The 18672-nt window shown below is 67.8% G+C and carries 12 protein-coding genes; 7 read left to right on the top strand and 5 right to left on the bottom strand.

The genetic code is table 11. The annotated features are described in order from the left end of the window. Window positions 1-511 precede the first annotated feature (511 nt). Window positions 512-2515: an ATP-dependent nuclease gene (locus tag OG711_RS31770; protein ID WP_073792184.1), complete on the top strand. Its 2004-nt coding sequence runs from the start codon at window positions 512-514 to the stop codon at window positions 2513-2515. Further along, the gene (locus OG711_RS31765; RefSeq protein WP_073792185.1) at window positions 2503-4140 is read left to right on the top strand and encodes an ATP-dependent helicase; all 1638 of its coding nucleotides are present in this window, start codon (window positions 2503-2505) and stop codon (window positions 4138-4140) included. The genes OG711_RS31770 and OG711_RS31765 overlap by 13 nt, the downstream gene beginning before the upstream one ends. 364 nt (window positions 4141-4504) lie before the next feature. Here OG711_RS31765 and OG711_RS31760 read toward each other — a convergent pair whose 3' ends face one another. Beyond that, on the bottom strand, window positions 4505-8164 hold the full coding sequence (locus tag OG711_RS31760) for a hypothetical protein (RefSeq protein ID WP_143201271.1): 3660 nt from the start codon (window positions 8162-8164) through the stop codon (window positions 4505-4507). 416 nt (window positions 8165-8580) lie between these two features. Next, complete coding sequence (locus tag OG711_RS31755) at window positions 8581-9756, bottom strand: epoxide hydrolase family protein (protein WP_329561963.1); 1176 nt, start codon at window positions 9754-9756, stop codon at window positions 8581-8583. A gap of 103 nt (window positions 9757-9859) precedes the next feature. Here OG711_RS31755 and OG711_RS31750 point away from each other — a divergent pair, with 103 nt between their 5' ends. From OG711_RS31750 to OG711_RS31740, 3 genes are all read left to right on the top strand, one after another. Continuing rightward, window positions 9860-10435: a CGNR zinc finger domain-containing protein gene (locus tag OG711_RS31750; protein ID WP_329561961.1), complete on the top strand. Its 576-nt coding sequence runs from the start codon at window positions 9860-9862 to the stop codon at window positions 10433-10435. A gap of 60 nt (window positions 10436-10495) precedes the next feature. Then, window positions 10496-11092 carry a dienelactone hydrolase family protein gene (locus tag OG711_RS31745; RefSeq protein ID WP_329561959.1) on the top strand — a complete coding sequence of 199 codons (597 nt, stop codon included), beginning with the start codon at window positions 10496-10498 and terminating at the stop codon, window positions 11090-11092. 164 nt (window positions 11093-11256) lie between these two features. Beyond that, complete coding sequence (locus tag OG711_RS31740) at window positions 11257-12639, top strand: SMI1/KNR4 family protein (RefSeq protein ID WP_329561957.1); 1383 nt, start codon at window positions 11257-11259, stop codon at window positions 12637-12639. Window positions 12640-12737: 98 nt separating this feature from the next. Here OG711_RS31740 and OG711_RS31735 read toward each other — a convergent pair whose 3' ends face one another. After that, on the bottom strand, window positions 12738-13673 hold the full coding sequence (locus OG711_RS31735) for an alpha/beta fold hydrolase (protein ID WP_329561955.1): 936 nt from the start codon (window positions 13671-13673) through the stop codon (window positions 12738-12740). Between the two features lie 51 nt (window positions 13674-13724). Between OG711_RS31735 and OG711_RS31730 the strand changes: the two genes are divergently transcribed. Together OG711_RS31730 and OG711_RS31725 are read left to right on the top strand one after the other, a co-directional pair. Then, window positions 13725-14483 carry a TetR/AcrR family transcriptional regulator gene (locus OG711_RS31730; RefSeq protein WP_329561953.1) on the top strand — a complete coding sequence of 253 codons (759 nt, stop codon included), beginning with the start codon at window positions 13725-13727 and terminating at the stop codon, window positions 14481-14483. 679 nt (window positions 14484-15162) lie between these two features. Continuing rightward, window positions 15163-16071, top strand: a complete 909-nt coding sequence (locus OG711_RS31725) for an aminoglycoside phosphotransferase family protein (protein ID WP_329561951.1) — start codon at window positions 15163-15165, stop codon at window positions 16069-16071. 129 nt (window positions 16072-16200) lie between these two features. Here the strand turns inward: OG711_RS31725 and OG711_RS31720 are convergent, their stop codons facing one another. Both OG711_RS31720 and OG711_RS31715 read right to left on the bottom strand, forming a co-directional pair. Next, the gene (locus OG711_RS31720) at window positions 16201-17385 is read right to left on the bottom strand and encodes a serine hydrolase domain-containing protein (RefSeq protein WP_405675057.1); all 1185 of its coding nucleotides are present in this window, start codon (window positions 17383-17385) and stop codon (window positions 16201-16203) included. Window positions 17386-18010: 625 nt separating this feature from the next. Then, the gene (locus tag OG711_RS31715; protein ID WP_329561947.1) at window positions 18011-18592 is read right to left on the bottom strand and encodes a histidine phosphatase family protein; all 582 of its coding nucleotides are present in this window, start codon (window positions 18590-18592) and stop codon (window positions 18011-18013) included. Window positions 18593-18672 lie beyond the last annotated feature (80 nt).

Genomic DNA, 18672 nt, shown 5'->3' with positions numbered 1-18672 from the left:
GGAGCGACTGGCCGAGGTGCCCGATCCCCGAGATCCGCGGCGTGCGGCACGCTCGGGCCGTCGTACCCGCACTGACCGCGTACGCGGTTCTGACCGGAGCGGCCTCCCTGCTGGCGGTCGGCGAGTGGATCGCAGACGCCCCGCCGTCTGGTCCTGGAAAGCCTTGGCATACGACCCGATCCGCTGTGCCCGAAGCGGAGCCGGCCGTCGGAGGCTACGGTACGGCTGTCACGGGAATGCCCTCCCCCCAGTGGTCGGTGAGCCCGGACGCCTGCAACGGACTGCCAGCGCCGTCCCGTACCCAACGCCTGCACGCACGTGAAAGCACCTGGGCGGGATCAACGACCGAGTGACCGGTCAGGACCGAACTGGACGTAGTTTTTCGCATCACTGACCACTTTGAGCCAAGTAGGGATCCCCGTTCCTTCCGTATCAGATACTGCTCTGACTCTCGGTAGTTACAGGCATAAGTCGCCCCGGGAGCTGGGTTGGGGACGATGTCGGGAGTGAGATGCAGCTGACCCGTGCCGAAGTGATCAACTTTCGCGCCTTGGAGAGAGTGGACGTCCGGGTTGATCCGAAGGCCACCCTGATTGTTGGACGCAACAACAGCGGCAAGACATCATTCGTCAATCTCTTCGAGAAGTTCTTCGGTGAGGAGGACACGAGGTTTGTCCTGGAGGACTTCTCCACCTGTCGTATCGCCGACATCGAGCAAGCGCGGCAGATTTTCGGCGAGGCGCAGACGGAGGCTGACCGGGGCGACACGGAGACGAGCGAGGACCTGCTGGCCAAGGCGTACGACCTCGTCCCGGCCATCCGGTTGGTCCTTACCATCGAGTACACGGAAGACGACGACCTCGCGCCACTCACGGGTGTGATCCTCGACCTGGACGATGCCTGCTTCGAGGTCAAGATCGAGGCGGCTTTGGAGGTTGCCCGCCCGCACGACTTCCTCAAGGATTTCTGGTCGGCCAGCCAGAGGAAGCCGTTCGATCGCATCAAGTGGCTGCGCAAGAACTTCTCGGACTACGTCGCCACGGCTTACCGAGCGGTCAGTCCCTTGGATGAGAACGTCCGCAAGGAGATCAAGCGCGGCGCCGCCGAATCCATCCTGTCGGTGAAGTTCGTCTACGCGCAGACCAAGGTGGACGACACGCCGACCGACAAGGCCCGCACGTTGTCGAAGACGTTCGAGGCCTACTACAAAGTCAACAGCGGGCAAGAGGACCGCCACCAAAGCATCGAGCAGATCGAGACCGCTCTGGCGTCCGCCTCGCAGCAGCTCGACGACAACTACGCCACGCTGTTCGACCCGATCTTCGAGGACCTGCGCACCTTCGGGGTGGGCACCATCACCCCAGTCCAGAAGCCCCGCATCGTCTCCCTCATCGAGGCCTCAGGAATCCTGCGCGGAAGTACCCGCATCCAGTACCCGTCCGGGGACGACAACTTCCACCTTCCCGAAGGCCACAACGGGCTGGGCTACAGCAAGTTGATCTTCACGATCCTGCAGGTCATCAGCTTTCACCAGACCTACGAACGCACCACGCCCAAGCCGGCGCTGCAGGTGCTGTTCATAGAGGAGCCGGAAGCCCATCTGCATCCACAGATGCAGGAGACGTTCATCAAGAACATCCAGGACTTCATCGACCGCAAGACGGGCTGGAAGGTGCAGGTGTTCATCACCACGCACTCCTCCCACATCGTCGCCAGCAGCGGCTTCCAAACCGTGCGCTACTTCGACCGTTCCGAGCCGCAGCTCACGGTCAAGGACCTCTCGACCTTCCAGGCAAACGTCAAGGCCACCCCGCAGGGCGACGAGACCCTGCGCTTCCTGCGCCAGTACATGGTCCTGCACCGGTGCGACATGTTCTTCGCCGACAAGGTGATCCTTATCGAGGGCACCGCGGAACGCCTGCTGCTGCCCGAGATGGTCCGACGCTGCGCCAAGGCGCTGCTGCACCAGTACGTATCGGTAATCGAGGTCGGCGACGCCTACGCCGTCCGCTTCCGGGAACTGCTCGCCTTCCTGAACGTCAAGACCCTCGTCATCACCGACATTGATTCCGTATGCCCCAAACACCGCAAGGCCTGCCCACCCGGCCAGGGACAGACGGTCACCTCGAACCAGACGCTCAAGAACTGGCTGCCCGCAAAGTCCAGCATCGCCGAGCTGCTCGCCACCGACCCGGCCGAGAAGGAGCAGGGACACGTCCGCGTCGCTTACCAGATCCCGGAGAGAGATTCGGGAGTCTGCGCGCGGAGCTTCGAGGATGCCTTCATCATCGCCAACGCAGAACCCCTCGCGCGTGACTTCCGCCAGCTCGCTCTGAAGGCGGCCTTCGCCAAGGAGGTCGGGGCCGACCCCACCGCTGACCACATCGAAGCCAATGCCTACGACATCGCACAGCAACTCAGCGACCACAAGACCGACTTCGCCTTCGACGTCATGCTCGTGGAGGACTGGGCTGTTCCCCGCTACATCGCCGAAGGACTGCAGTGGCTCGCCTAGACACCCTCGAAGCCGTCGCCACGGAGATGGAGGCCCGGCGCAGCTTCCTCGTCGAAGCAGGAGCCGGCGCCGGCAAGACGACCACCCTGGTCCGCACCTTGCAGCACCTCCTGAACCACCACCGCACAGACCTGGAGGCACACGGTCGGCGGATCGCCTGCATTACATACACGAACGTCGCCAAGAAGAAGATCCACGAACGCATCGCCGCGGACCCCCTCATCGACGTCGGCACCATCCACGAATTCCTCTGGAGTGCCATCCAGCCCTACCAGCGTGAGCTCTGGCTGCAGATCCTCGACTACAACAAGGACCTGACCAAGCCCGAAGACCTCGATGACGTCACCGCTCCCCCAGTGATCGAGTACTCCGACCGCGGGCGCAGGCTGAGCGAAGGGCGCATCTCCCACGACGACGTCATCGCGCTGTCGCTCCGCCTCGTAACAGCACACCCCAAGCTCATACGCATCATCGCCAGCAAGTACCCCATCATCTTCGTCGACGAGTACCAAGACACCTCACCCAAAACGATCCAGCTCCTGCTGGACCACCTGGCGGGCGCCGGCCACGAGAACTGCGTGGTCGGCCTCTTCGGCGACTCCATGCAGAAGATCTACGAGTCCGGTGTCGGAGCGGTGAAACGCCCCGGCCTCCTAACCGAGATCACCAAGCACGAGAACTACCGGTGCTCACCTCCCGTCGTCGAGGTGCTCAACCGGATGCGTCCCGACCTCATCCAGGACGCCATCGGCGACCAGCAGACAGGCGAGGTCCACCTGTTCCTCAACACCGGCACCCCAGCCGGCCCTGAGCGACTCACCGCCGCCGAAGCAACACTTGCCCAGAACGGCTGGACTCGGGAGAACAGCAAATATCTCCTGCTCACTCACCGCAGGATCGCGGGCACACTGGAGTACGCCAACCTCCTCGAACAGTACAGAAAGTTGAGCCGGTACGGCCCCGACGACCTCATGGCACGCAATGAGCCCTACATCCAGTACCTGACGCGCGTCGAGTCCGTGAGCACGGCCTTCCGCAACAACGACTTCGCGGAGCTGACCAGCCTCTTAGACGAGGGATGGACACGGATTACCCGTCACTCCGACAAACGCGCCATCAGTCAGGCCATCCGTGCACTCGACGCCGTACGTACGAGCGGCACCATCGGCGACGTGCTCGACCTGATGGGCGACGGCCACCTCCTCGCCACGCCCGGAAAGCTCAAAAGCCTCGAACGCCGCAGAACCGCAACGGGTCTCGATGAGCGCGACCAGCGACGAGCGGATTTCTCGAACAACCTCCGCAACGTGTCCTACCGGGAAGTGATCAGCGTCACAAATTTCATCGACGAACTCACCCCGTTCTCAACCCAGCACGGCGTCAAGGGCGACGAATTCGAGAACGTCGTGGTGGTGGTCGACGACAGCGCCTGGAACAGGTACAACATCGGCAAGATGCTCGCAGGCACCGACAAACCCGACCGTACCGAGCGCTCACGCAACCTGTTCTACGTGTGCTGCTCGCGAGCCCAGCGCGGCCTGGCCGTGGTTTTCGTCAACGATCTCCCGGAAGGGGCGGAGTCCACTCTTCAAGACTGGTTCGCTTCAGGGATCATCCATCCTTGAGATGGGCCCTAGCGTGATGCCTGCGGACCGGCGGATCCCAAGATCATTCACGGAATTGCGGTTTGAATCAAATCCAACGAGTCTCATCAACGACCGAGGCGAGCATCGCGCTGTTCGGGTAGATGGAGGGCATTTACAACTCCCGGCACAGCCAGAAATGGCTCCGCTACCTCAGCCCACCGAGTTCGAAGGGAAGCACCACACCGGCCAGGCAACGGCCGAACGCACCTGAAAACCGACAACCCGCTCTGACCATCCGATAAAAGTACCCACCGCACGCCGGAAGAACCTCAGACAGCACCCTCGGCCACATGGCGGTTCGCTTGGACGGCGCCCCCCTCAATCCCATACATATGGGTCCAGATCAAGAGCGGCGTCGCCCATTGCCTCGCTTACCCCGAACGAGCTCCGCGGCGACCCACTGCTCGAATTCGCTGATAGGGACCACTGGCACGTTGGAGGCAAGCACTCGGGGAGCCATAAGATCCCTGCTGGTGACGATGGCGGATGTAACAGTCCAGCTGGTGCTATCGCGATCCCCAAGGAAGTGAGTCAACGTTTCCGCAAGGTTTTGGCGTACCCACTCTGTGCGGCGACCAAGCTTGAAGAGAGCACTTTTGTCGCCGCGCAGTAGAGCATCGGCTTCGTTGGCCATTTCGGTCGGATTACGTGACATCTCGAAGTCCTTGGCTTCGATAACGATGATCACGCGTCTAGCCGCGTTGATACCAAGCGCATCGATGTCGCCCAGATCGTGACCCTCGACTGACGTGAGTCTACGTCCCGCGATTTTGGAGACACCCCTGACAGCGAGGGAACAGCCTCCAGCCCTGAGTGTGTCGACGACACGCGCTTCGAAGGCCTTGTTCTCGTCCTGCCGAATCACTCCCAGCAGTTTCTTCATCGACGATGACGTGCTGCGCAACCGTCCGGAGTAGATGAGGTTGACCCAATACGAGCCACTGCTCCAAGTGTGTCTAGCTCCCCAGACGAGTTGAGAGCCGTCCCCTGTGCCCACACGGATGAGCGGGCGTCGAACGTACGACCATTCACGGTTGTAGCGCCACGGCCACGCATCGGATTTGACAGAAAGGAACTTGGCCCGGGGACGCAGTGCGAGCCGATCGAGGAAGGTCTGCGCTTTCTCATGTTCCCAGTGCAGCGTCGTGGACAAGTGATTGGCAACAACCGACTCTGAAAGGGTGTAGGGCTCTGATTGGCAGCGCTCATCCCCCAGGGCGATGACCTCGCCGACACCCTGGGCCAAGTCGGTGAGAGAGAAGCCGAACTCGGTGACCATTGCTTCCTCTACCTGTGCGGTGGGCCCTTGGGGCTCGGATCCCCGGCGGGAATGACGAGTCGGTGCCGCAAGCAGGAGTGCCTCTGCTCGGGCTGTAGCAAGGGCGTTGGAGCCTGATTCGTATTGGTCGCCGCGGGAGACACCGAGTCGGCCGGAGGGCAACAAGGCAAGTTGAGCCTCTGAGAAGTCGTGGTGAATGGCTTCCGAGAGAGTGGCACGAGAGATGAGTTCTGCAGACAACGCCATGAGGTGGTCGTACGTGTCCAGGGTGAGTGACGAGTCCCCACTGGGAGGTTGGGCAGCGACGTATTCGATGAGGAATCGGCTGGCCTGAGCAGCTTCCACTTGGCGCTTGGTGGTCCTGACAAGGTTCTCGGCCGGCTGGCTTGCCTCTCCGAAGCAGGCGATGCGCGATGGGAGGATCTGGTCATTGAAAGCCTCGTCGTACAGGAGCGCTTCGTGCCGCGAAATCAGCGACTCGATGAGTCCCTCGGCCGCCAGACCGGCCACCATATCCTCGATGAGCGCGAAGTAGTGCCCCACGACCTTCTGCAGAACCTGGGTACGCTTCTCCGAGGGGATGGTCTCCACTGGCGTACCGGCGCTATCGAGGTACCGGCCCAATACGTCAAGAACCGTGGCGGAAGCGGCAGGTTGTACCAGTCGAGCCGTAGGGAGTGGACCGGGACGCAGCGGAAGGCGTGGGTTCAGTTCGACGTGCATCATCTGTTTGGGACCCTCGGGCGCCAGTTGATCGATGAGCGCGTCAAGATCCTCCTCCACCAATCCGGCGGTTTGCGCGATGCCTTCAAGCAGGGCTCGTAGCAAGATGCGGTCGGCTCCATTTGCGTCTGCGAGAAGGCTGGCCATGCCCTCCGCGTAGAGGCGCAGATCGAGGAGCCCAGGTTTGGCGCCACGGACGCCGACCCAGGGACGTTCACTTTCTGTACCAGGATTGCCGTCCAACGCGGCCTGCCATGCTGAGGAATCGTCGAAGGAAAGGCTCACGTACAGCTCGCCCGTAGACGCGGCTAGCGGCAAGAGCTCGGGACGGGCGGTGGAAATCTGCCAGGTCCAGAAGGCTGCTGCCTCTACCGTCAGGTGATGGAAATCCTCCAGTCTGTCAGCAACTTCATAGTCGCCAGCGCCCAACCACACATTTATGTCTGGGACTTCGACGAGTCTCCCCACCTCGGGTACGTCTGCAAGAGGTCGATAGATCGGCGCCGTAGACGTGCCGTATACGGAGACCACCGGCACGAAGGCATGCCTCTGCGGGCTGGGAACGTCATGACGATCGTAGCGTTGCTGAACTTCAATGCGCAGCGCTCGAGAGTGGTCCTGTTCGACGAGAAGCATCGTAGGTCTCGCGTCGTCTGACAGGTAGTAGCTGTACTCGCAGTTCCGGTAGAGCCCGTAGTTGTCCAGTGCGCTCCACGACTGCACACGAGTCGTCTCGTGCAGCTCCGTTTCCGCTTGCGCAAATCGCCATAGGAACAAGGGGTCTGAGCCGTCCAGCTCTGCCATGACCTGAAGGTCGCTGAGAGAGGTCACGACGACCGGGCCGGTGCGACGCTGGGCGGCGAGTCCCAAGAACGAGGATCGGCCTACGCCTTCGTTGATGATGAGGCGAAGAGTGCACGCGTCCTCGGGAAGAGGCGGGCCGACAGGGTCAATAACGTTCTGCACCCGCAGACCGAGATCCCGGACGGGCCAGTGACCTGCCGGATTGGTGTCGTCGTAGTCGGACAGGTCATCCATGACCACGGCAAGGTCAAGGATCTTGTCCTCAGCAAACGTGAAGGTGCGGCGGGTGATCAGGTCGTCACCCACATGTTGAGCGGGCTCTGTCGGGGCCGCACCACACAACGTCAAAAGGCGGCTGGTGTCTCTCATCGTCTGATCGTGCAGTAGGCGCGCAAGCTGGGGTCGACACTCGTGCAACCCGGCTTGAACGATGAGTTCATGGCGCAGCGACGTAACCAGTTCGGACGGATTTGCAACGATCAAGCCGTCTTCCATGAGGAGAAGAGGTTTGAGTACGAGTCCATCGTCCGGCCCGGGCCCCGTGGTGAACGTGTGTTCGCCTGGTCGGATACCCCATCCAGCGAGGAGATCGGCGGAACTGGCTGGCAGCAGGTCAGACAGGTCGGTGAAGCGATAGCGGACGGCTTCCCGCAGGGCCGTGAGGTTCTTCTCTCCCGGAACGAACACCTCGTCGCCGTGTTGCTGCGGCGGAGCGATACCCCGGTGGAGCCCGGCCCGACACAGCGTGGCGTCGCTCAACCTCAATGCCGTGTGCGCCCACAGCTGTGTCGCCTTGACGAACTGCGCCGGCAATCCAGCCTGTCCATCAGGCCCGAGGATACTCCGCAGCATGAGATCGAGGGTGTGAGCACACCGTGATGTCAGTCCTTGCGCGACGAGACATGGCCCGCCGTGGAAGGAAACCTCGGCGGTGTACAGGTCGTCGTACAAGTCTTCTTGGGCACGGATCTGAGAGCCGCTGACCAGGGGATCCTTGAGCAGCGCCCGGAGCTTGCTGGGTGACAGCCGGGGTGCATCCGGACGGCTGGGGAGGCACGCGCCGATGGAAGCAAGGCGCTGAAGCCTCACAAGGCGCGGAATGTTCTGAGGAATCAACTGCAGAGCGGCTGCCGACGCGACAAGCACGGGGCCGTCTACATCGTGCCAAGGGCGGCCGGTCAAACGGGCAGCAGTCATGCACGTCTCCTAGGGCGGGCGGACGATCCATGATGCGGCCGAAGAATTTACTGCGACCAGCAACTGGCGCCTCCGTACGTCACGGTAGCGCCCAGGACTGACAACGGACGCCTCTTCCCAACCCCGAACGTCCGACGCCTACGGGATCGAGTTCACCAGGCGCTCGGCATCGCCGACGAGGAACTGGCTCACCCCATCCCTCACTCACAGTGAGCATCCAAGCTCATGATTCGCCAACTATGCCTCTCATGATTTGCCAACAAGGGTTCTCCACGCGCTCCCCACCTGCGCGTCTCAGTTCATGATTCGCCAACTAAAGATCTCGGTCACAGCCGGTGCGAGCGGGCGGTGCCGCTCGGGGACGGCCGGCCGCGTCCGTGGAGTTCGGCGTGGCGTGCGGGCGCCGATCGCCGCGTTCAGCGAGGAGCGGCCAGCACTGCCGCGAGGCCCTCCCGCAGGTCCTTGACGAAGAGCTCGGGCACCTCCAGCGACGGGAAGTGCCCACCGGCTTCGGGCGTCCCCCATCGGACGATCCGCCGGTAGCGTTCCCGCGCCCACGGGCGCGGACACTTCTCGACGTCGCGGGGATACATGGTGATCGCCGATGGGACGTCGACCCGGAGTCCGGGGTCCAGCGAGTTGTGGCTCTCGTAGTAGATACGGGCCGCCGACGCGCCGCTCCGCGTCAGCCAGTACAGGGTGACGTCGTCGAGGACCCTGTCCATGGGGATCTTCTCGAACGGGCTGTCCTCGGTGTCCGACCACTCGGCGAACTTGTCGAGGATCCAGGCGAGAAGCCCGACCGGTGAGTCGACGAGCGAGTAGCCGATGGTCTGCGGCCGGGTCGCCTGCTGCTTCGCGTACGCCGCGCGGTGGCGCCAGAAGTGGTGGGTCTCCTCGGCCCACCCGCGCTCGTCCGCCGTCAGTCCGTCCGTCGTCAATCCGGGCGGCCCCTCCGCGAACGTGGTGTGGATGCCGAGCACATGCGCCGGAAACCTGCCGCCGAGAACGGTGGTGATGTTGCCTCCCCAGTCGCCGCCATGGGCCAGGAACCTGGCGTAGCCGAGCCTTCCCATGAGTTCCACCCATGCGGCCGCGATCCTCTCGGTGCCCCACCCGGTGGTGGCCGGCTTGTCGCTGTGGCCGAAGCCCGGCAGCGACGGGACGACGACGTGGAACGCGGGCGCGTCCGGGTCCTTCGGGTCCGCCAGCTCGTCCACCACATCGGTGAACTCGGCGACGCTGCCCGGCCAGCCGTGCGTCAGGACGAGAGGAGTGGCGTCCGCGCGCGTGGAGCGACGGTGCAGGAAGTGGATTCCCAGACCGTCGACGGTCGTACGGAACTGACCGATCCGGTCGAGGCGCTCCTCGAACGACCGCCAGTCGTACCCGGTGCGCCAGTGGTTCACGACATCGACGAGGTCGGCGAGCGGAACACCCTGTGCCCATCGGCGAGGACCGGGCGCGGCGGGATGGACCGTCTCGGCCTCCGGCAGCCGCGCCGCGGCCAGTCGCGCGCGCAGATCGTCGAGGTCGGCGTCGGTCGCGCGGGCTTCGAATGCTTGCACGTCGTCGCTGGTCGGGCGGGGCATGGAACCTCCTGGCCTTCGCGGAACCGGCTGCGGGCAGCAGCGAACCGGCAATGACGGTTCTACTATGCCTTCCCGTCCACCCGCAACCGGCTATGGTGGTTCCATGCGTACTGGGTTCCCCGACTTCCGTCTCGGCAGCGTGCTGGCGACCAGCTTCACGGGGACCCTGTCGGAGCGTCACGGCAACGCGGTGGAGCGCATTCCCACCCCGCACCGACTTGTCGACTGGCTGAAGGTCTACGACCTCGCCGTGGCGTCCTGCACCAGCGCCCAGCTCGAACTCGCCCGGGAACTGAGGGAGTCGATCCACGTCGCCGCGACGGCGGCGGCGCTCCAGGAGACCCTCCCTGCCTCCGCTGTGCAGGTCATCAACGACCGCAGCGCCCAGGGTCGGGCCGCGGCCGTCCTGACGCCCGAGGGCGAACGGCGGTGGCGGCTCAGCCCGGCCTCCTGCGTGGAGGACGCCCTCGGTGTGATCGCCGCCGACGCGATCAGCGTCATCGCGGGCGAACGGGACGGAAGACTGGCCTTGTGCGCCTCGCCGACCTGTCTGGCCGCCTTCTTCGACACCAGCCGGAGCCGCACCCGCAGATGGTGCGACATGAACACCTGCGGGAATCGCCAGAAGAAGGCGCGCTTCAACGCCAGCCAGCGCAAGGACCCCGGTTCAGCGGAGTGATCGTCACCTTCGTCGGCGGACGGCGGCGCGCGGTGGCGACTGTCGGGCACGATGGCCGCCATGACGCACGTCGTACTCCTCCACTCCGTGCTGGGCCTGCGCCCCGTGGAGCTTCTTGCCGCCGAGCGCCTTCGCCGGGCCGGGCACGATGTCGTCGCCCCTGACCTCTTCGGTGGCGTGGCGGCGAACACCCTTGACGAGGGATTCGGGCTGTTGAACCGAGTGGGCTGGGACACCGTGACGCGGCGTGCCCGGTCGGCACTGGAGGACATGCCCGTGGACACGGTGCTGGCCGGAGTCTCCATGGGCGCCGGAGTGGTCAGCGCCCTGTTGCCCGAACGGACGGCTACCGCCGGGGTTCTGCTGCTGCACGCCACCGCGGAACTCCCGGCCGGCTCCCGCCCCGGCCTGCCCCTCCAGCTGCACGCCGCCGACCCTGACCCCTTCGCCCCTCCGGAACGCGTCGCCGCCCTGGAGGTGGCGGCCAGGAGATACGGAGCCGCCCTGGAGATCTTCCGCCACCCCGGCGTCGGCCACTTCTACACGGACCCCGGATCACCGGAACACGACGCAGCCGCGGCCGAGCTGACCTGGGCACGGGTGGTGGATTTCCTCGACCGGCTCGATCCGCGGCCCGCCCCTGACATACGGCCGTAGAGAGGCCGAACGGGGCATGCCCGGTAAGCGTTCCGGAGGGCGAATCCCGTCGGCCGAAGCGGCGGAGCGACAGCCGGTGCGCCGGTGTTCGCGTCCCGGGTGGCCTGTCGGCGAGCGGCGGCCGGACGGCTTCCGCTGTCATCGGCTCCGCGTACGGTCTGGAAATGGTTGATCAGAGACTTGCTTTAGCGTCGGTGAGCGATTTCGCGATCTGGGAGCCCGTGCTGCGGCTCATGCTGACCGACGACACGTACCGGTCCGCCGACCGGTCGGCCCGTGTCGCGGGACGTATCAGCCGATACGGCTGGAGCCTCGGCCATCAGGGGTCCCTGGCGTCGACGCGGAGCGCGGTGGAGGACATACAGAGGTCGCTCGCGCGCGGCGGGGCCCAGGAGGTCGCGTTCAGCGCGGAGGTCCAAGCGGACGGGACGACCACGCTGGGCCTGGTCTGGCCGAGCCCGGTCGTGGAACCGGCTGTCGGTTACCCGGACCTGGGGGTGCTCCTCCTGGCCGATGACTCCCTTCCCGAGCCGTGGCTCCGCCGTCCCGAGCCGGTGCCCGGGGCGATGCCGGCACCGTCGGCGGATCCGGGGTTGCTGGAGCGGACGCTCCGCGAACGACTGCCTGACGCCATCGGCGCGACGGAGGAGGAGATATCAGCGGCCGGAGTACGCCTCGGTGTGCCGCTGCCCGATGAGCTCAAGGTGCTCTACCGGGTCACCCGGGTGGACGAGGGCGACGACTTCGAGGCGGCGGACCGTGCCGGGGAGGCGGTCGGCTGCGAGCTCTTCGGCCTGGAACACCTGGGCGCCGTCGACGCGGCGGGGCGTCATCGCGGCTGGAACCCCGGCGCGAAGCGTGCGGTCCGCACCGGACCCGACACCGCGGTGCAGGGCCTGGCAGGCTCACCGGGCTGGATCCGCTTCGGGACCAACGGCGGCGACGAGTTCGCCGTCGACCTGACTCCCGGCCCGGCCGGACACCTCGGACAGATCATCCTGATCGACCACGAGCAGAGCCTCGGTGCCGAGCTCGTGGCCGATTCCCTGACCGATTTCGTCCTGGGCCGGACGCGGGCGGAGGGTCGTGACCACGGCGGGAGTCAGCTTCCCGCCGAAGTCGGGGTCCGGGTCGGGGTCGGGGTCCGGGTCGGGGTCGGGGTCGGACACCTTGAGACCGTCGAGGCCGCAGCCCATCCCGCCCTGGAGGTGCTGTCCGTCGGCCCTGGGGACGGCAGAACGTACAGCCTCGCGCCGGTCGCCGGACTGCCCCGGCTGCGCACTCTGACCGCCTCGCCCGGCACGCTGACCGACCCGCTGGAGGTCGCTGGGCTGACCGGACTGGAGTTCCTGGAACTCGGCGCGCGGGAATGGCGCGTCCTCCTGGACGCCGGAGCCGTCCCCCGCACTCTGAAAGCCGCGGCCATCACGGTGCGCGACCAGCACCACCTGCCCGTCGTGCCCCTCGCCAACGAGATCCTGGCCCTCTGGAACCGGCCCCGGATCGTACAGACGCTCCTCCACGGAGACCTCGGTCCCGGGGTCTGACCGGTGGGGCGCCTCCCTCCTCGACCGGGTCCGGTCGGGAAAGGAGCGGCCACGGCCGGGTGAGCGGACGGACAGGCACGCGGGGCGGCCGTCCTGGTTCAGCCGGTCGCGGGGAGGGGCCGGTCGCGGGAGGTGTCGGCGAGTGCGCGGATCGCGGTGGCGACGGTGTCCCAGGCGGAGACGGGAAGGTCATGGCCGACCCCGGGCAGCAGGATCAGCCGAGCATCGGGGATCCGGGCGGCGATCGCCCTGGCCGCGCGGGGCTTGACGAGGGGGTCGTCCGCTCCGTGGAGCACCAGGGCGGGCCGGGTGATGGCGCAGATCGGCGGGCCGTGCCAGCGCGCGCCGATCTGACGGCTCTGCGCCCGCCGGTCGTGCACACCGCTGTCCGCGTTGCGCTCGGCCGCGGCACGCGCCGCCGCCTCGTCGAACGGACGGTTCGGCGAGGCCAGGAGACGGGACACCGCGACCCCCGCCTCGACCGCGCCCTCCCGGGTGTCGGGGAACCTCAGACGGCCGAACCTCGCCAGGGTGCCCATCCGTATGTACCGCATCGTCCGCAGCCCCGCGATGTCGGCGGGGACGGCGGCCATGGACGTGAGCGACCGGACGCGGTCCGGGTGGCGCAGGGCCACCCGCTGCACGACGGCACCACCCAGCGAGAAGCCCAGGAGATGCGCCGAGGGCCACTCCAGGGCGTTCATGACCACGACCGCGTCGTCCTCCATGTCCTCCGCCGTGTACGCGCGCGGGTGCCGGGTGAGCAGCGCGGAGACGGGGTCGCGGGTGGAGACGGGCGGCAGACGGGTCGACTCGCCTCCGTCGCGCTGGTCGTAGCGGGCCACCGCGAAGCCCTGCCCGGCCAGCGTCCGGCACAGCCCGTCCGGTACCCAGCGGCGATTGGCGCCCAGACCCGTGGCCACGAGGAGCGGTTCGCCTCCCGCCCCTTCGGTGAACCGGTCGTAGGCCAGCCGCACGGGGCCGTCACCGGCCCAGCGGGTGGGGCTCCAGAGGGATGACGGCGATGGGGACATGAGCGACCTCCACTTACTGCGATCGGCGTTCTCAGTTTTATGATAGAGGCTGTGCCCCAAGAACTGAAAGGACGGGTGGACGAGTTGACGCAGGAGCCTGTGATCGTCTGGCTGCGGCCCGGCCGGGGCGCCCGTGGCCCCGCGGCCGGAGTCAGTCACGCGGAGCTGGCCGCCGCCGCCGTCGGGGTGGCCGACCGGAGCGGTCTCGGGGCGGTGTCCATGCGTCAGGTCGCCAAGGAGCTCGGGGTCGGCCAGTCGTCCCTGTACCGCTATGTCTCCAGCCGTGAGGACCTGCTCGACCTGATGACGGACGCGGCGGCCGGGGAGACCGACCTCGGTGTCCCCTTGCGGGGCGATCCCGTCGAGGACCTGCTCGAACTTGCGCTCCGGACCCGGGCCGTCCAACTGCGGCACCCCTGGCTGACCGACATCCCCCCCGAGCCTCTCCGGCTGGGCCCGTGCGGACTGGCGTACCTGGAGTACGCGCTGCGGGCCATGGAGAGCGTCCGGCTGCCCGGCCCCGCCAAGCTGGAGGCGCTCGCCGTGATGAACGCGCTGATCGCGCAGTTCGTCCGGACGGAGGCGGGGAACACCCCGGCGAGCAGCGGTCGGCGGGCCGCGCAGGCCGCGTATCTGAACGGGGCGGCAGCCCAGGGGAATCACCCCCGGCTCGCGGCCGCCCTGGCGGAGCGGGTGGAAGGACAGGGGGTGACGGAAGCGGGCACGACCGAGGACGACCCGCACGGGCGGTTCCGGCGGACGATGCGCCGGGTGCTCGACGCCCTCGTCACGCCCGGGATCCCCGCGTAGCGGAACGGTACGGGGACGGGCTGGCTCCCACCCCCGCCGGGACGGCCGGGCGCCCGCACCCCTCGGACTCCGGCTGGGGCGCGGCCCGCCTCACCTGCCGGTCTCCCACCGTCTCCCCGTCTTTCGCCGTTCCCTTCGCCGGGTCCGTGGGCGTGGCGCCCGGCGGACGAGCGGTTCCGCCCGGACCCACCGGACGGGATGCGCGCGACACGGGCGTCCAGGTCCACCCCGAGCGGCGGTCCTTCGGCCGGACGGACGTTCTTGCGCACCCTCTCCTGCTCCATGGCCCGCCGCACCGCCTGCGCGGCCGGGGAGAACTCCTCCACGAACGCCGCCGCCCGGCCCTTCGTCCTGCGGTAGTAGAGCCAGCCCCGGCGCTCCGCGCCCAGCAGCGCGCGGTCCAGCAGCACAAGGCAGACGGCGCCCGCGACGACGGCCGCCGTCACCACCCAGTTCTCCATGCCGGTGGAACGAACCAGCCCCGCGCCACGTTCCACGGAATGCCGGGGAGCCGGTTCCGGTCGGGGAGACGGTGCCATCAAGCCACTTATGGGGAGGGGACATTGACGATGCGTCAACGACGGCGGGTACCCGTGGAGGCGACCGGGCCCGAGCAGGGGGCGCGGGCCGACCGTTCCGGACTGTCGTGCGGCGCGTGCGTCGACCGGGCGGACGGCTCATGACCCGCCCGGCCCCGGCGGCCCTCGACTGGGTGGCGTCCGTCGTCGGCGCCCCGGTCACCGGGGCCGACGCGCTGCGGGAGGGGTCGGGGCCCTGGCGGCTGCGGCTGGCGGGCGGCGGGAGCGCGCGGACCGTGGTCCTGCGGACCGGCGGGCCCGGCGGGGAGGTGCGCGAGCGGTTCGCCACCGAGGTGGCGGCCCTGGAGGCCGCCGCGGAGCGGGGTGTCGCCGCGCCCAGGGTGATCGCGTACGACCTGGACGGCACGGCCGCCGGCCGGCCCGCGCTGCTGACCAGCGTGGTACCGGGCAGCAGTCGTGTCCCGACGGCGGCCGACCCGGCCCGGATGCGGGCCCTGGGGGCGGCCGCCGCCGCGCTGCACTCACTGCCGATGACACCGCGCGCCGCGCTGCCGCGCCGCTCCCGGCCGCTGGCGGACGTGGACTTCGGGGCGCTGCGCCGGTCCCATGGCCCGTCGCCGCTCTGGCGGCGGGCCACGGAGGCGTTCGCGCGGGCCGCGGTCCCCGACGAGGCGGGTGTGCTGGTCCACGGCGATCTGTGGCAGGGCAACACCATGTGGGACGGCGACACCCTGACCGGGATCGTGGACTGGGACTCGGCCGGTGTCGGTCACCCCGGGGTGGACCTCGGTTCGCTCCGCTGCGACGCGGCGCTCTACTTCGGCGAACGGGCCGCCAACGAGGTGCTGTCCGGCTGGTGCGAGGCGTCGGGGCGCGCGGCCGGGGACACCGCGTACTGGGACCTGGTCGCCGCGCTGAGCACCCCGCCGGACCTGGCGATGTGGCTCCCCGCGCTCACGGAACAGGGCGGCCCCGCGCTGGACCGGGCCACGGTGGCGGAGCGCCGGGACCGGTTCCTGCGGGCCGCCCTGCACCGGCTCGACGCCTGACGGTTGTCCGGCCGGTGGACTCCTTGCCGGTCGGCCGGCCGAACCGCTGACCGGAACCGATCGGCTCCGGCCGGCCTGTTCGGCTCCGGCCGGCCCACTCCGGCCGACCACGCCCGCCCCGCTCACCCGCTACGGGGACGACGAGGGTGAGGGGGACGTCTTCGGGACCGGGAGGTTGAACACATGGTCCGGGGTCACGATCTCGGTGATCGCCTGACCGAACAGCGTGCTCGGTTCCTGCTTGTCGTGCAGGATGTCCGTGTTGAGGAGGACGACGAGCGTCGCCTTCGGCCCGGGCAGATAGATCGTCAGGGACTCGTACCCGGGCAGTGAGCCGTTGTGGCCGATCCACCCCTGGACGTTGAAGATGCCCAGTCCGTATCCGGCGCCCGGGATCGACGTGGGAGCGGTCTTCAGCCGCTCGGCCTGGGTCTCGGGGGTCAGCAGGGTGCCGTTGGCGAGGGTGGGCGCCCAGATCCGCAGGTCCCGGAGGTTGGAGATCATCGCACCGGCGGCCCAGCCCCACGAGGGGTTCCAGTCGGCGGAGTCCTCGACCTTCCCGTTGGCGGTCTGGTCGGTGTAGCCCTGGGCGTGCGGGCTGGGGAACGCGGCGTCCGTGGGGAAGGAGGTGTGCCGCATCCCCGCGGGGTCCAGGACGTTTCGCTGGATGAACTCGTTGATCGGCGTTCCGCTCACCTTCTCCACCACCAGCCCGACGAGGATGAGGTTGGTGTTGGAGTACTCGAACTCCTCGCCCGGCTGGAACTGCACCGGGTGCTTGAAGGAGTAGTCGAGCAACTCCTGCGGGGTGAAGGGGCGGTCGGGATCCGAGGTCAGCGCCTTGAAGAAGTCCTCGTCCATCGAGTAGTTGAACAGTCCGCTGCGCATCCCGGCGAGCTCCCGCAGCGTGATCCTGTCGCCGTTCGGGACGCCGTCGATGTATCTCCCGATCGTGTCGTCGAGGCCGATCTTGCCCTGGTCGACCAGTTCGAGCATGGCGGTCACGGTGAAGGTCTTGGTCTCGCTGCCGATGCGCATGTACAGGTCGGGGTCCATCGGCGCCTTGGTGTCCTTGTCGGCGACACCGAAGGAGCGGACGTAACTCCCCTTGCCGGACGCCCAGAGTCCGACCGTCACACCTGGTACCCCGGCCTCCGTCATGACCTTTTTGACCGCGGAGTCGAGCTGGGCGGCCGTGGCACCGTCGAGGTCGGGGAAGGCCGGGTCCGTCGCGGACGGTGGGGCGGAGACGGTCCGCTCCGGGGACAGGGTCTGTGCGGAGGAGACCCCCGTCGAGGCCGGGACGACCAGCATCCCGGCCGCGGCGAGCCCTACGCACGCCCTGCGCCAACGTATCGGTGAGCGCTTCACAGTGGCCCTCCCGTCTGTTGTGGCCCGTACGGCCCACAAGACGACGTCACCCTTTCGGACCAGGCTAGGCCCGCCCGCGAACCCCCGCACGGCGACTTCCCCGCGCCCCGGGACGTACGGCGCCGTGAGCCGTTGTCCCCCACGGTCCGCCTTCGCTTGCGCCCTTGAGTTTCCTGTGCTGGGCCCACTCGTTCCTGTGCGGGTCGCTCGTGGGGTGCGGTTCCCCGCGCCCCTGGATGCTGCGCCTGCCCGCTGTCCGTCGAGTGCGGGTCCGCCCTCGTCTTTTGCGCAGTTCCCCGCGCCCCCGGGTGCTGCGCCTGCCCGCTGTCCGTCGAGTGCGGGTCCGCCCTCGTCTTTTGCGCAGTTCCCCGCGCCCCTGGATGCTGCGCCTGCCCGCTGTCCGTCGAGTGCGGGTCCGCCCTCGTCTTTTGCGCGGTTTCCCGCGCCCCCGGGTGCTGCGCCTGCCCGCTGTCCGACGGGTGCGGGTCCGCCCTCGTCTTTTGCGCGGTTCTCTGTGCCCAATTCGGGGCCCGCGGCAGCCGTCGCGTCGGTGGGCCGACGGGGACCGTTACCGGCGGGAGCCCTCGTCCAGCCGCAGGCTCCACCGGCCCGCGCCACCCGCCAGGGTCACTGTGGACAGCGGCGGCGCGTCGATGCTCCAGTACGTGTCCGGGGGCACATGAAGCGCGTACACCAGCACCGCGCGGACGACCGCGGGTTCGGCGACGGCGACGATACGGACCCCGTCGTCGGCGGGCCGGGTGTCGAGCCAGTGACCGACCCGTGTGATGAACCTCAGCAACGACTCGCCCCCGTGCGGCGCCGACCGCGGATCGCGCAGCCAGCTGTCGAACGCCTGGGGCTCCCCCGCCGCGACCTCCATCAGGGTGCGTCCCCGCCAGCGCCCCATGTCGCAGTCGCTGAGGGCGGGCTGGGCGAGCGGCGCGAACCCGAGGGCGGTCCCGGTGGCGCGGCTGCGCGGGGTCGGCGAGCAGTAGCGCAACTCGGCCGCCCCCAGCGGGACGAGCACCGGCGCGGCGAGCCGGACCTCGTACCAGCCGGCCTCGTCGAGCGGCCGGTCCTCGTCGAAACGCTCCGCGAGCAGCGGGGAACTGCGGGCGGCGGCGATGAGCGTGACCCGAACCTGCATGCCGCGATCGTGGAGCCCGGACAGGCCCAGGTCAAGGCTTGACAGAGGGTGACCTTCCGGCTCAAGCTGCCGACCCTCCG

Source organism: Streptomyces uncialis (assembly GCF_036250755.1).
Lineage (GTDB): Bacteria > Actinomycetota > Actinomycetes > Streptomycetales > Streptomycetaceae > Streptomyces > Streptomyces uncialis.
The sequence above is the reverse complement of the archived record's forward strand: the minus strand, read 5'-3'. Positions and strand labels throughout refer to the sequence as shown.

Excerpts from the sequence above, each read along its gene's own strand:
- OG711_RS31735 (WP_329561955.1), bottom strand. The coding sequence starts at position 13,673 with ATGTCCCCATCGCCGTCATCCCTCTGGAGCCCCACCCGCTGGGCCGGT.
- OG711_RS31740 (WP_329561957.1), top strand. The coding sequence starts at position 11,257 with ATGGTTGATCAGAGACTTGCTTTAGCGTCGGTGAGCGATTTCGCGATC.
- OG711_RS31760 (WP_143201271.1), bottom strand. The coding sequence starts at position 8,164 with ATGACTGCTGCCCGTTTGACCGGCCGCCCTTGGCACGATGTAGACGGC.
- OG711_RS31715 (WP_329561947.1), bottom strand. The coding sequence starts at position 18,592 with ATGCAGGTTCGGGTCACGCTCATCGCCGCCGCCCGCAGTTCCCCGCTG.
- OG711_RS31750 (WP_329561961.1), top strand. The coding sequence starts at position 9,860 with ATGCGTACTGGGTTCCCCGACTTCCGTCTCGGCAGCGTGCTGGCGACC.
- OG711_RS31745 (WP_329561959.1), top strand. The coding sequence starts at position 10,496 with ATGACGCACGTCGTACTCCTCCACTCCGTGCTGGGCCTGCGCCCCGTG.
- OG711_RS31755 (WP_329561963.1), bottom strand. The coding sequence starts at position 9,756 with ATGCCCCGCCCGACCAGCGACGACGTGCAAGCATTCGAAGCCCGCGCG.
- OG711_RS31770 (WP_073792184.1), top strand. The coding sequence starts at position 512 with ATGCAGCTGACCCGTGCCGAAGTGATCAACTTTCGCGCCTTGGAGAGA.
- OG711_RS31720 (WP_405675057.1), bottom strand. The coding sequence starts at position 17,385 with ATGCTGGTCGTCCCGGCCTCGACGGGGGTCTCCTCCGCACAGACCCTG.
- OG711_RS31725 (WP_329561951.1), top strand. The coding sequence starts at position 15,163 with ATGACCCGCCCGGCCCCGGCGGCCCTCGACTGGGTGGCGTCCGTCGTC.